The sequence below is a fragment of the Pantoea coffeiphila genome, assembly GCF_016909495.1.
Lineage (GTDB): Bacteria > Pseudomonadota > Gammaproteobacteria > Enterobacterales > Enterobacteriaceae > Erwinia > Erwinia coffeiphila.
Genome location: NZ_JAFBFW010000001.1, coordinates 958,305 through 971,768, shown reverse-complemented (window position 1 = coordinate 971,768; position 13,464 = coordinate 958,305). Strand labels below are relative to the sequence as shown.

13 protein-coding genes are annotated in these 13,464 nt (G+C 58.5%); 11 read left to right on the top strand and 2 right to left on the bottom strand.

Translation table 11 applies throughout. The annotated features are described in order from the left end of the window. The first annotated feature begins 11 nt into the window (after positions 1–11). The 9 genes from JOE09_RS04525 (at position 12) to JOE09_RS04485 (ending at position 10,005) form a co-directional block, all read left to right on the top strand. Complete coding sequence (locus tag JOE09_RS04525; RefSeq protein ID WP_205064945.1) at positions 12–965, top strand: ABC transporter permease; 954 nt, start codon at positions 12–14, stop codon at positions 963–965. Then, entirely contained in the window at positions 965–1,816 is an 852-nt protein-coding gene (locus JOE09_RS04520) for an ABC transporter permease (RefSeq protein WP_105594841.1), read from the top strand. Before JOE09_RS04525 ends, JOE09_RS04520 begins: the two co-directional genes overlap by 1 nt. Next, on the top strand, positions 1,813–3,477 hold the full coding sequence (locus JOE09_RS04515; protein ID WP_205064944.1) for an ABC transporter ATP-binding protein: 1,665 nt from the start codon (positions 1,813–1,815) through the stop codon (positions 3,475–3,477). Before JOE09_RS04520 ends, JOE09_RS04515 begins: the two co-directional genes overlap by 4 nt. 138 nt (positions 3,478–3,615) lie before the next feature. Beyond that, entirely contained in the window at positions 3,616–4,947 is a 1,332-nt protein-coding gene (locus tag JOE09_RS04510) for an NAD(P)/FAD-dependent oxidoreductase (RefSeq protein WP_200547930.1), read from the top strand. A 9-nt stretch (positions 4,948–4,956) separates the two neighbouring features. Then, entirely contained in the window at positions 4,957–5,805 is an 849-nt protein-coding gene (locus JOE09_RS04505; protein ID WP_205064943.1) for a GNAT family N-acetyltransferase, read from the top strand. Continuing rightward, complete coding sequence (locus JOE09_RS04500) at positions 5,805–6,731, top strand: 2-hydroxyacid dehydrogenase (protein ID WP_205064942.1); 927 nt, start codon at positions 5,805–5,807, stop codon at positions 6,729–6,731. Before JOE09_RS04505 ends, JOE09_RS04500 begins: the two co-directional genes overlap by 1 nt. 7 nt (positions 6,732–6,738) lie before the next feature. Continuing rightward, on the top strand, positions 6,739–7,866 hold the full coding sequence (locus JOE09_RS04495; protein ID WP_338049305.1) for a M20 aminoacylase family protein: 1,128 nt from the start codon (positions 6,739–6,741) through the stop codon (positions 7,864–7,866). Positions 7,867–7,986: 120 nt separating this feature from the next. Then, the gene (gene gabT / locus JOE09_RS04490) at positions 7,987–9,303 is read left to right on the top strand and encodes a 4-aminobutyrate--2-oxoglutarate transaminase (protein ID WP_205064940.1); all 1,317 of its coding nucleotides are present in this window, start codon (positions 7,987–7,989) and stop codon (positions 9,301–9,303) included. Between the two features lie 195 nt (positions 9,304–9,498). Continuing rightward, on the top strand, positions 9,499–10,005 hold the full coding sequence (locus JOE09_RS04485; protein WP_105594848.1) for an Lrp/AsnC family transcriptional regulator: 507 nt from the start codon (positions 9,499–9,501) through the stop codon (positions 10,003–10,005). 596 nt (positions 10,006–10,601) lie between these two features. On the opposite strand, the gene yajD is transcribed toward JOE09_RS04485, so the two are convergent. Continuing rightward, positions 10,602–10,949: an HNH nuclease YajD gene (yajD, locus tag JOE09_RS04480; protein WP_123329247.1), complete on the bottom strand. Its 348-nt coding sequence runs from the start codon at positions 10,947–10,949 to the stop codon at positions 10,602–10,604. A 298-nt stretch (positions 10,950–11,247) separates the two neighbouring features. Between yajD and JOE09_RS04475 the strand changes: the two genes are divergently transcribed. Both JOE09_RS04475 and JOE09_RS04470 read left to right on the top strand, forming a co-directional pair. After that, a complete protein-coding gene (locus JOE09_RS04475; protein ID WP_205064939.1) occupies positions 11,248–11,988 on the top strand; it encodes an SDR family oxidoreductase in 741 nt (246 codons plus the stop codon). Positions 11,989–12,644: 656 nt separating this feature from the next. After that, positions 12,645–13,040: a hypothetical protein gene (locus JOE09_RS04470; RefSeq protein ID WP_205064938.1), complete on the top strand. Its 396-nt coding sequence runs from the start codon at positions 12,645–12,647 to the stop codon at positions 13,038–13,040. A 13-nt stretch (positions 13,041–13,053) separates the two neighbouring features. Here the strand turns inward: JOE09_RS04470 and JOE09_RS04465 are convergent, their stop codons facing one another. Then, positions 13,054–13,221 (bottom strand): hypothetical protein, encoded by a 168-nt coding sequence (locus tag JOE09_RS04465; protein WP_205064937.1) that lies wholly within the window; start codon positions 13,219–13,221, stop codon positions 13,054–13,056. Between the last annotated feature and the right edge of the window lie 243 nt (positions 13,222–13,464).

Sequence of the window (13,464 nt, the reverse complement as noted above, 5' to 3'; positions counted from 1 at the left end):
GGAGAACGGCGATGAATCGGTACATTTTCAAACTGATATTCCGGCGCGTAGGGTCGGGTTTACTTACGCTGCTGATCGTCTCAATGCTGGTGTTCTTTATCACCAGCATGCTGCCGGGCGATGCAGCACAAATGATCCTTGGCCAGTCAGCTACACCGGAAACGGTCGCAGCGCTGCGCCAACAGCTGGGTCTGGATCAGCCGCTGATTGCGCGTTACTTCGGCTGGCTGGCCGGAATGCTTCAGGGCGATTTTGGTACCTCGTTCGCCAGTAATCTGCCGGTCAGCCAGCTGGTGTCGCAGCGTATTCCGGCGACCTTCCAGCTGGCGGCGACCACCACCGTGGTGTCGGTGCCGGTGGCACTGTTTATCGGCATCACCGCCGCCATGAAACGCGGTTCGATGCTGGACCGCGCGTTAGTGGTCGGCACCATGTCGGTGGTGGCAGTACCGGAGTTTCTGGTGGCGACCGTTGCCGTGCTGATTTTTGCGGTGAAGTTACAGTGGGTCCCGGCGATGTCGCTGGGTTCCACCCACCAGGATTTCCTTGGCTTCCTGCGCACCTTCGCGCTGCCGGTGGTGACGCTGTGCTGCGTGGTCGTGGCACAGATGGCGCGTATGACCCGCGCCGCCATAGTCAACCAGATGGACAGCCCTTACCTGGAAATGACCCTGCTGAAAGGCGTTTCGCCGCTGCGCGCCATGCTGCGCCACGCGCTGCCTAATGCCGTAGGGCCGATTGCCAACGCCATCTCGCTGAGCCTGTCCTACCTGTTCGGCGGGGTAATCATTATCGAAAGCATCTTCAGCTATCCTGGCGTTGCCAGCCAGCTGGTGGATGCGGTAAGCAACCGCGATCTGCCCGTGGTCCAGCTGTGCGTTATGTTCTTCGCCTGCTGCTACCTGGTGCTGCTGCTGGCCGCGGATGTGCTGACCATTGCGTTTAATCCTAAGTGGAGGGGCTGATGAACACACTCACGCTGCCGTGGCGCTTCTTTCAATCTCTCAACATCAGCGGCCGCATCGGCCTGCTGATCGCCCTGTTCTGGATCGTTATGGCGATATTCGGTGGCTCGCTGGCCCCGCATAACGTCGAGGATATCGGTGCCGGTCCGCTGTTTGGCGATATCAGCCGGGAGTTCTGGTTCGGTACCGATTATCTGGGCCGCGATATCTTCAGCCGCGTGCTGGTTGGCGCACGCTACTCGATTGGCCTGGCGCTGACGGCCGCCGTTCTTGCCAGCCTGGTGGGTACGCTGCTGGCGCTGCTGGCTGCGGTCGCCGGTCGCTGGCTGGAAGAGGTGCTGGGCCGTATCAACGATGCGATGCTGGTTCTGCCGGGGAAAATTCTGGCGCTGATGATCGTTGCGGTGTTCGGTTCATCGCTGCCGATGCTGATCCTGACGGCGGTGATCACCTACTGGCCGGGTGCCTACCGTATTGCCTACGCCATGGCGTCCAGCCTGCGTTCAATGGACTACGTGCAGGCATCAAGACTGCGCGGCGAGAGCCGCCTGTACGTGGCGATCCACGATATTTTACCGAATATGCTGCACCCGATGCTGACCGACTTCGGCCTGCGTTTTGTCTACATCGTGCTGATGCTCAGCGGCCTGAGCTTCCTCGGCCTGGGCGTGCAGCCGCCGTATGCCGACTGGGGCACGCTGGTGCGTGAAAATCTTCAGGGGCTGTTTGACGGCTCCCCGGCGGTGTTGATGCCAGCGGTGGCGATAGCCAGCCTGACCATCGGTGCAAATCTGTTTATCGACAGCCTGCAGGCAATGCGCCCGCTGACGCTGGCTAAGGGGACCGCATGAATATTACGCCACACAGCGCCACGCCGATGGTGTCCGTCGAAAACCTGAAGGTGACGGCCAACAGCGACGACGGCCGGGAAATCACTCTGGTTTCCGATATTCGTTTTACCGTACAGAAAGGGGAAGTGCTGGCGCTGATCGGCGAGTCCGGCTCGGGCAAAACTACCATCGCGCTGGCGCTGATGGGCTATGCCCGCCACGGCTGCCAGATCGCCGGTGGTACCGTACACGTGGCCGGCACCGATGTCACCTCGCTCACGCCTTCCCAGCTTTGCCAGTTTCGCGGCAACAAGGTCGCCTATATCGCCCAGAGCGCGGCGGCCTCGTTTAACCCGGCGATGAAAATTATGGACCAGGTGGTGGAGCCGGTAGTCATCCACGGGGTGATGAAGCGCGCCGATGCCGAGCAAAAAGCGGTGGAGCTGTTCCGCGAGCTGGCGCTGCCAAACCCGGAAACCATCGGCGAGCGCTATCCGCACCAGGTTTCTGGCGGCCAGCTGCAGCGCCTGATGACCGCGATGGCGCTGATCAGCGACCCGGACGTGGTGATCCTTGATGAACCGACCACCGCGCTGGATGTGACCACCCAGGTGGAAGTGCTGAAAACCTTCCGCCGCGTGGTGCGCCAGCGCGGCACCACCGCCATCTACGTCAGCCACGATCTGGCGGTGGTGGCGCAGATGGCCGATAAAATTCTGGTGCTGCTGAAGGGCAATATCGCCGAGTACGGCACCACCGAGCAGCTGCTGCGTGCGCCGCAGGCCGAGTACAGCCATCAGCTGCTGGAAGCGGCCCGGCAGAAACCGCGCCAGAGCCCGTGGCTGTCGGCCAGCGAATCCGAGCAGCCGCTGTTGCAGGTACGCGAGCTGTCGGCGGGCTACGGGCCGCTGGACGCCGAAGGCCAGCCGAAAGTGAAAATTTTGCAGGATATCAACTTCAGCCTGTACCGCGGCCAGGCCATCGGTATTATCGGTGAGTCCGGATCGGGGAAAACCACCCTGGCCCATGCGATTGCCGGGATGAACAAGCCCTGCGGCGGCCACATTCTGTTTAACGGTCACTATATCGAAGGCGATATGCACAAGCGGCCGGAAAACGAGCTGCGCCGCATTCAGTACGTGTTCCAGATGGCCGATACCGCGCTGAACCCGGCGCACAGTATTGAAACCATCCTCAAGCGGCCGCTGAAGCTGTTCCACGGCCTGCGCGGCCCGGCGCTGGAGCGCAGAATGCTGGAGCTGCTGGATCTGGTTCGCCTGCCGCGCAGCGTACTGTGGCGTCGTCCGTGGTCGCTCTCCGGCGGGCAGAAGCAGCGCGTGAACCTGGCGCGCGCGCTGGCGGCCGAACCGGATTTGATCCTCTGTGACGAGGTGACATCCGCGCTGGATACCGTGGTTGCGGCGGCGGTGCTGGATTTGATCACCGAGCTGCGCCGCGAGCTGGGCCTGTCGGTGCTGTTTATCAGCCACGATCTGCACGCCGTTCGTTCGGTGTGTGACGAGATTATCGTGGTGAAAAATGGCCGCATGGTGACGCAGGTCGCGCGTGAAGATTACGACAAGCCATCCACCGAGCTGTACTACGAGCGGCTGAAGCGCGCAGTGCCGGAACTGCGCCAGGGCTGGCTGGATGAGCACGAAGAGAGCGATATCGCGCTCTGAATGATGACCGACAGCGCGGTGGTCTGAACAGGTAATACCTGTATCAGGCCATCGCCGATAACGTGACTGATTGATTGCGGGGAGAGTCCATCGTTGAGGACGCCCCGTTAAACCACTTTTTCAGAGGTAACAGAGAACATGCCCGCACCGATACGATACGTACAGGACAGTCCTTACTTCCCGCCGGAAGTGGATGTGGTGGTGATCGGCGCCGGTATTGCCGGAGCGGCCGCCGCCTACGAGCTGGCCAAAAAAGGCGTCAGCGTGGTGCTGATTGAAAAGGGCCTGGTCGGCGGCGAACAGTCGAGCCGCAACTGGGGCTGGTGCCGTCAGCAGAACCGCGACGAGCGCGAGCTGCCGCTGATCATTTATGCCCTACAGCGCTGGGATGAGCTGGCGGGTGAAACAGGTGAAGAGCTGGGCTTCCGCCGCAGCGGGCTGGTTTACGCCTCCCGTAATCAGGACGATATCAACGCCTGGGAAAAGTGGAACCAGATGGCGAAAACCTACGGCTTCAGCAGTGAAATTCTCACTGCCGCCCGCGCCAAAGAGATGACGCCGGGCAGCACCACCGCCTGGCTGGGCGGCGTGCATTCGCCGACCGACGGCCATGCCGAACCGTCGCTGGCGGCACCCGGTCTGGCCATCGCCGCGCAGAAGCTCGGCGCGAAAGTGTTTCAGCAGTGCGCGGTGCGCGGGTTGGATATTTCCGGCGGGCGCGTCAGCGGCGTGTGGACCGAGCGTGGGCTGATTAAAACCGGACGGGTGATCTGCGCGGGCGGTGCCTGGACCTCAATGTTCTGCCGCCGCCACGGTATCGATCTGCCGCTCGGCAACGTGATCGGCACCGCGTTCCGCACCAAACCGATTGAGCAGGCGATTGCGCTGCCGCTGTATACCCCGGGCTTCGCCTGCCGCCCGCAGATGGACGGCAGCTACACCATGTCGGTATCCGGCCGCGGTCGTCTGGAGCCGGGCGCACAGGGGCTGCGCTATGCCCGCCAGTTCTATCCCACTTTCAAGGCGCGGCGTAAAAACCTGACGCTTAATCTGGGCCTCAGCCCGTTCTTCAACGGCCCGGAAGCGTTCGGCCGCTGGCAGATGGACGGCACGTCGCCGTTTGAAAAAATCCGTATTCTCGACCCGCGCCCGGATATGGCGATGGTGCAGGAAGGCATCGACGCCATGCGTAAAGAGTACCCGGCGATGGGCAAAATCCAGCTGGAACAGGCGTGGGGCGGCATGATTGACAGCACGCCGGACGCAGTGCCGGTGATTTCCCACGTCGGCAAACTGCCGGGGCTGATTATCTCGGCGGGCTACAGCGCGCACGGCTTCGGTATCGGGCCGGGGGCAGGCCGCCTGGCTGCCGATCTTGCCAACGGTGATACACCGATTGTGGATGCGACCCCGTATCGCTATGAGCGACTGGTTGACGGTTCCGGCCTTAACGCGCCGGGTATGATGTAAGGAACGACGATGACAATTGAATTCGTAGCGATGAATGAAACCCATCTGGATGCCGCCTTTGCGCTGACCCAGAGACTCAAGTGGCCGCACCGCCGCGCCGACTGGCAGCAGGCGCTGCTGCTGGGGGAAGGGATCGTGGCGCAGGAAAACGGCGAAGTGATTGGCACCATCCTCTGCTGGCGCTGGGGGCGTGACTATTCCACCCTCGGGCTGGTGATCGTTGACGACGCCCAGCAGGGCCGCGGCATTGGTCGCCAGCTGATGCAAATGGGGATGGATAAACTGGCGGGCAGCAACATTCGCCTGCACGCCACCGAGGCGGGCAAGCCGCTGTATGAAAAACTGGGCTTTGTGGCGACCGGGCACATTGAGCAGCACCAGTGTCGCGAGCTGCCGACGGTTAGCGCCCCGGCCTGCGCGCCCGGCCAGCGGCTGCGTGCTGCGGCACCTCAGGATGCCGCACTGCTGACCGCGCTGGACCGCCAGACGCTGGGCCAGCATCGTCCGCTGCTGATTGCCAACCTGCTGGACAGCGCCGAGCGTTTCCTGGTGCTGGAAGAGAACGGTGCGCCTGCCGGTTTCGCCTGCCTGCGCCGCTTTGGTCACGGCTATGCGATTGGTCCGGTGGTGGCCCGCAGCGCGCAGAGCGCGAAAGTGCTGATCGGTGAACTGCTCAGCGGCGTTAGCGGCCAGTTTGTGCGCATCGATACCGACCGGGCAACGGGACTGGGTCCGTGGCTTAACGAGCTGGGGCTGGTGGAAGTGGACGCCCCGGTCACGATGTGTAAAGGGGACGTCTGGCAGCCGGAAAGTGGCGGCATGCAGGCGTTCGCGCTGATGACGCAGGCGATGGCGTAATGAATATTGTCTATAAATCGGAACCCGAACGCGGCCGTAAGTGGGCCTCTCTGCTGGCGGATCTGGCGCCCGGTGCCAGCTTCCGCCAGTGGCCGGAGGTAGGTAACGCCGAAGAGGTGGAGTACCTGGTGGCCTGGCAGCCGCCGGAAAACATCATGCAGCAGTTTCCTAATCTGAAGGTGCTGTTCTCGGTCGGTGCCGGGGCGGATCAGTTTGACTATGCCAGCCTGCCGCCGTCGCTGCCGGTGGTGCGGATGATTGAGCCGGGGCTGACGCAGGGGATGGTGGAGTACGTGACTTTTGCCGTGCTCGGCCTGCACCGCGATATGCCGCGCTACCTGCAACAGCAGCGTGACGAAGTCTGGCAGGCGCACAGTATGCGATCCGCTGCCGACTGCCGCATCGGCGTGATGGGGCTGGGCAACCTCGGCGAGGCGGTGCTGAAACCGCTGGTGGCGATGGGCTTTGACTGCGGCGGCTGGAACCGCAGCCCGCGCGATCTGCCCGGCGTGCGCTGCTGGACCGGTGAAGCGCAGCTGAGTGAATTCCTGGCACGAACCGATATTCTTATCTGCCTGCTGCCGCTGACAGCCAGTACCGAAGGCATTCTGAACGCCGACCTGTTCCGCCAGCTGCCGCGCGGCGCTTCGCTGGTTCAGGTGGGGCGGGGACCTCAGCTCGATCACGACGCACTGCTGGCTGCGCTGGATGAACAGCATCTGGCGGCGGCGGTCATCGACGTCACCGTTCCCGAGCCGCTGCCCGCCGGGCACCGCTTCTGGCAGCATCCTCAGATCTGGCTGACGCCGCATATCGCCAGCCAGACCCAGCCGGAAAGCGCCGTGGTTGCGCTGCTGGAGAACATTCGCCGCTTTGAGCGTGGAGAAACCATGGTCGGCCTGGTCGACCGGGCAAAAGGATACTGATATGGATATTTCTCAGCTGGTCGCGCTGCGCCGCGATCTGCATATTCACCCTGAACTGGCCTACAACGAGCACCGTACCGCGGCTATCGTCGCCGAATTCCTGGAGGATCTGGGCATTGAGGTGCATCGCGGTATCGGTAAAACCGGGGTGGTGGGCGTACTGAAGCGCGGCAGCAGTACGCGTGCAATCGGCCTGCGTGCCGATATGGATGCGCTGCCGATGAACGATCTCGGCAGCCAGCCGTGGAAAAGCCAGACGGCGGGCGTCTGCCACGCCTGCGGCCACGACGGCCATACGGTGATGCTGCTGGGTGCCGCCGCGCAGCTGGCCGCCAATCCTGATTTTGACGGCACGGTGAATTTTATCTTCCAGCCCGCGGAAGAAGGTCAGGCCGGGGCGAAGGCGATGATCGAAGACGGTCTGTTTACCCGCTTCCCCTGCGATGCGGTCTACGCCATTCATAACTGGCCGCAGCTGCCGCTCGGCGTGGTGCAAACCCGACCGGGGCCGATTATGGCGGCCGGAGATGCCTTCAGCATTACCGTTCACGGCGGCGGCGGGCATGCCGCGCAGCCGCAGCTGACGCCGGATACCCTGCTGGCGACCAGCGAGCTGGTGGTGGCGCTGCATACCATCGTCAGCCGCAACCTCGACCCGTGCGATCCGGCCGTGTTAACCGTGACGCGGATCAACGGCGGTTTCTCGCACAATATGATCCCGGCGGAAGCCACGCTCAGCGGCACGGTGCGCGCCTTTGACAGCGCAGTGCAGGACACCATTGAACGCCGCATGCGTGAACTGGCCGCCAGTGTGACCGCCGCGCACGGCCTGACGGCGACGGTGAAATACGAGCGCTACTATCCGGCAACCATTAACAGCGCTGAAGAGGCGGCGGTGGCATTACGCGCTGCGCGTCGGGCGGGGCTGGAACACGGTGAGGCGCCAAAACCCGCGCTCACCTCGGAAGACTTCTCCTTTATGTTGCAGGCAAAACCGGGGGCATATCTGTGGCTTGGCTCCGCCGACAGCCGCCCGCTGCATCATTCAGAATATGATTTTAACGATGCGCTGATCCCTTATGGCATTCGCTGGTTCCGTGCCGTTGTTCAGGAAACGCTCGGCGTAAAAATATAACCGACAGATTAGCCCGAATTACGAAAGTTAATGCTGCTGCCGGTCCATCAACGGCAGCTTACCCCCATGGCTTATTGCGATACTTGGCAAATACAATTTTCACGTCAAAGAGGCAAAGAAATGCATAATTTACTGGCTGAGCAGCAGACATTTTCTGATAACGCACTGTTACTGGATACCCGCGCAGAGAACGTTCCGCGCGGCGTAGTAACCGCACACCCGATTGTGATTGCTAAAGGCAAAGGATCGGAAGTGTGGGATGTGGAAGGAAATCGCTATTTAGATTTCGTTGGTGGTATCGGCGTATTAAACGTTGGCCACAATCACCCGGCGGTAGTGAATGCCGTTACCGAACAGCTGCAGCTGGTTTCCCACGCCTGTTTCCAGGTGGCTGCCTACCCGGGCTATATCGAACTGGCAAAGCGCCTGAATAAATTAGTCGGTGCCGGTGAAGAATTTAAAAGCGTATTTTTCACCAGCGGTGCAGAAGCAGTAGAAAATGCGGTGAAGATTGCCCGCGCACACACTAACCGTCCTGGCGTGATTGCCTTTGACGGTGCCTTCCACGGCCGTACGTTATTAGGCGTGACCCTGACCGGGATGAGCCAGCCGTATAAACAGAACTTCGGTCCGTTCCCGGGCGATGTTTACCGCGTGCCGTTCCCGAATGCCTTCCACAATATTTCGGAAGCGGACTGCTTAAAGGCGCTGGATACCCTGTTCGCGGTGCAGATCCTGCCGGAGCGCGTCGCGGCGATTATCATTGAACCTGTGCAGGGCGACGGCGGCTTCCTGGCGGCGTCCCCGAGCTTTATGCAGGCGCTGCGTGAGATCACTCAACGCCACGGCATTCTGCTGATCTGCGATGAAGTGCAGACCGGCTTTGGCCGTACCGGCAAGATGTTTGGTTTCCAGCACACCGGCATTGTGCCGGACCTGGTGACCGTGGCGAAAAGCCTCGGCGGCGGCCTGCCGATTTCCGGTGTAGTCGGTAAAGCGGCGATCATGGACGCGCCGGCTCCGGGCGGACTGGGCGGCACCTACGGCGGTAACGCACTGGCCTGTGCTGCTTCGTTGGCGGTGCTGGATCTGCTGGAGCAGGATAACCTGCTGGAGCGCTCCAACCAGCTTGGTGAACACCTGAATGCGCGCCTGCGCCAGCTGGCGGATAAATACGCCTGCATCGGTGAAGTACGCGGTATTGGCTTTATGCAGGCGGTAGAGATCATCGATTTTGAAACCAAACAGCCGGATGCGGCGCTGACGCAGAAAATTCTGGATTGCGCCTGCCAGGAAGGCCTGCTGTTAATCAAGTGTGGCCTGCATCGCAATACCGTGCGTTTCCTCGCGCCGCTGGTGACCAGTGACTCGCAGCTGGAAGAAGCGCTGCATATCTTTGATATTGCACTGGCTCGTGCAACGGGACGACTGGGCTGAACGACAGTTCCTCATTGATATTATTGTATTTATTGATAATAACGGTTGGATGGTATGGCACGGTAAATCGCTGGCGTAAGTTGCGGAAAGCGTGCTATACCATTGGAAATTACCTGAAATATCTGACGCGCAGCACATCCCACTGCGCGGCGGATAGGGAAGGGTTGTGACAATGTAGTAACAATGAGGGCGGTTATGAACGGCTTAATGAAACTGGACCGTATCGACATCAACATTCTGGTGCAGCTGCAAAAAGATGGCCGTATCAGCAATGTGAATCTTGCCGATGCCGTTGGGCTGTCGCCCAGCCCCTGTCTGCAGCGCGTCAAGCGCCTGGAAACCGCCGGGTTTATCACCGGCTATGAAGCCCACATTAATCTGACCAAGATTACGGATTCGGTGACGGTGTTTACCGAGGTGACCCTTTCCGGCCATCGTCGCGAAGATTTTATGAAGTTTGAGAACGCTATCCGTGAGGTTGACGAGCTGATGGAGTGCCATCTGATCACCGGCGGTTATGACTATCTGTTACGGTTTATCACCCGCAGTATTGAGCATTATCAGGAAGTGATTGAAGGGCTGCTGGATGCGAAGGTGGGGATTGATAAGTACTTTAGTTATATTGTGATTAAGTCACCGATTATGAAAAGCAGCGTGCCGTTGCGTTCGCTGATTACGCGTCATACCCAGGTTGAGTTTTGATTTGGCTGATTGGCTGATTGGCTGATTGGCTGATTGGCTGATTGGCTGGTTAGCTGGTTAGCTGGGATCGCTGTGGCATGGGTGCCAGGGTTTCGGCCTCTGCGGCTGCCGGGCGGTCCTCGCGCCGCTTTGCGGTGCCTTCGGTTACGGCACCCGGCCGCACGGATCGGCGAAGACGTGTCATCCCTGACCCGACTTCGCCTGCCGCCAACATCCCTGTCGGCGGCTCCTGGCCAGCTGCCTTCACCTCAGCGCTGCGGATTACCCGGCAGCCGCAGAGGCCGATCCCCCTCGAAGAGTGTGCTTGCTGCTTTTGTTGCTGGTCCTGACGAGGAAATCAGGCTGGCAGGCCAAGAGGAGTCTTTCTGAAGGGCAATCCGCAGTGCTGAACGCAGTGAGGAAGCCCGGATTCGGCCACAGGGATGTGGACGAAAGGCGCAGTTGCGCAGGACGCGCATCTGTGCCGGTCCGTGAGGCTGACGAACGAAATGAAGGTATCGCGAAGCGACGCGAGGACCGCCCGGAAGGAAGACACCTGCCTTCATGCGAAACATATAACCCTCAGAATACGCCCCGATACTGTCATTTCGAGGAGATTATTTCTTCTTATTCAGCATCGACTTCAGATCGGCAAACGGATTGTAAGTGGCCTCACCGACATCTTTTTGCGCATCTTCACCCGCAACAACGGTGGTGCCGTACTGATCTGCCTCGGTGTACTTCGAGTGTTCGTGATCGTGGCAGTACAGGCACAACAGCTCCCAGTTGCTGCCGTCTTCCGGGTTATTGGTATGATCGTGGTCGATGTGGTGAACCGTCAGTTCGCGCAGGTTGGAATAGACAAACTCGCGTGAACAGCGGCCGCAGACCCACGGATAAATTTTGAGTGCTTTCTCACGGTAGCCGCTTTCCAGCCGCGCGTAGTTTTTAGGGATAAAAGCCATTGCCGTTGTTACCTGTGATAGAACGATGAATGCAAAATAGTGCCGCCAATATACCGCATTATTGCAAGTAAGGATAAATGAAGTATGCCGTACGAACCCTGATTTTAATGGTCTTCACCAGAGTCCGTAATGCCTGAACTTCAGTTTCGATAATCCAGTAAAACGATGAACACTGATGCGTAGCCGCAGGATAAAAAATAAGTATCCAGCGCAAAAATGTCACCTGGTGAAACAGATGACGGCAACTATGGAAGTTTCGTAAGGTGGCAAACAAGGTAAATGAAAAGAGGAGGCCATCATGAGCAGATTTCAGGGCAAACGCATTCTAATCACCGGCGGGAGCAGCGGTATGGGGTTGGCCGGTGCGCTGCGCATTGCCAGCGAAGGTGGGCAGGTTGCCATCACCGGTTTGAATGAAGAGCGCCTGGCGAAAGCCCGCAGCCTGTTACCGGGTACCACGCCGATCCTGAGAAATGATGCCGCCGATGAAGAAGATATCGCTGCGCTGGCGGCGGCTGTCAGCGAGTGGGGCTCGCTGGACGGACTGTGGCTGAATGCCGGTTACGCGGAGGTGGGTGCGCCGGAGTCCGTTACGGCCGACGGATTTAACCGCATGATGAATGCCAATGTTCGCGGACCGATGCTTCAGTTAGCTGCACTGTCCGGCTCGCTAAATCCCGGCGCATCCGTACTGGTTACCTCGTCATCTTCGGTTTATGAAGGCGCGGCGATGACCAGTCTGTATGCCGCGACCAAGGGCGCGACCGTGGCGATGGTGAAAAGCTGGGCCGCTGCGCTGGCCGCGCGCAATATCCGGGCGAATACACTGGTTCCCGGCCCGATTGAAACCAATTTCAGGCACTTTATGCCGGAGGAGTCCCGCCAGCAGTTTGAGGATTTCGTGGTCAGCCAGGTGCCGCTGCGGCGGGCAGGGACAGCAGAAGAAGCCGCCGCCGTCGCGCTTTTCCTGCTATCCGACGACGCTTCTTACGTGACCGGAAGCCAGTACGCGGTGGATGGCGGGTTGGTGCATTACTGACGTGACGTCTTATTTTATGCCGCATAAGACTTAAAGCGTTTTTATTTACGCCCTTCGCGATATACATGTAGCAGAACCTGAACGCGATCCCCTGCGGGGGATCTTACCTGGCCGCGGCCTGCTGCGGGTATATTGATTGATGATCTCTGCCGTAGCAGCTATAACCCTGAAGCTTCCATAGAGATAATTTAGAGTCTGCGTTATTTTCATCCTTCGATGAAATACGGCTATTCTCTCATTCCCCCCAGCACCGATGTCAACGCCCCTGCATCAGCTATCTCTGATATCCATTCGGCTGGAATTATTTTTAGCATTCCGCCATTCCGCCATTCCGCCATTCCGCCATTCCGCCATTCCGCCAGCGGTGGCTATTTAAATAGTTTTATCTTAATAACGCCGCTGCAGAGAATGCCACTTTTACCGCCATTTCGATAACACGTGCCCATATATTCTCTCCCACTGTAGATAAGGCGATCGAGAAAGAGCTTTAAAATTCAGCCATGTGAAAATTTCAATTGAAAAAGTTTGCCAGTGTTATTAATTGGTGGTTGTCGATTGATTTTCGGATTTTTCAGGAATTTTTATTCTGGAGTAAGGATTTTGTAAAAATTATACTGTCATGCTGAAAAATAACGTTAAATATTGTAAGGAATACAATGAAAAAGCTACTCCTCTGCGGCATGGTTTTACTCTCTACATCCTGCGCTGATTTCCAGCAGACCGTTGGCGAAAAAATGAAAGCGGTCAATGCGGCGCTCAATACCAATAGCACCAGCACCACCGGTACGCAAACCACTGCCTCGGTAAAACAATCCGGTAAAATCACCAATGAGCAGTGTAAGAGCAGCATTGGTAAAAGCAGAACCTATTTCGAACAGATTCTGGGTTTCAAACTGAATGAATCTAATTCTTCTGGCTACACGTCATTCTCAGAAACCTACAACCTGCAAATTTCCGATCGTAAAGATCGTTTCGGCGGAAATCTGGCTATCTGCATCATCTCAATCGACCCGCAGACCAATAAAGTGACCACCTTCTCGATGCCGACATAATCTAGCCTCGGGTTTAATTACAAGGGGCGATATTCCTGCCCCTTGTAGGATGATTTACTTTCCAGCCGCTCACCCTGATATTTTCTGCTTCTGCTTCTGCTTCTGCTTCTGCTTCTGCTTCTGCTTCTGCTTCTGCTTCTGCTTCTGCTTCTGCTTCTACGCCGATAACTAAAAAATCCATCCATGAACAATTGGTTTTATACAGGCAACCTGGAAATCAAACACCACCCGCCAGCGTTATCACAGTCACCACAGGCGACTAAGCCCTTTAAATTACAGACTCGATCACACATCAAATCGACAGACGACGCAGAAAATTTCCCCACCCACCCGTAATTCCCCACAAAACGCCGTAGTCACCCCCCGTTACAAAAAAATCCCGCCGCCAAAAACCGTACACTCATTTTATCCCCACAAAAAACAG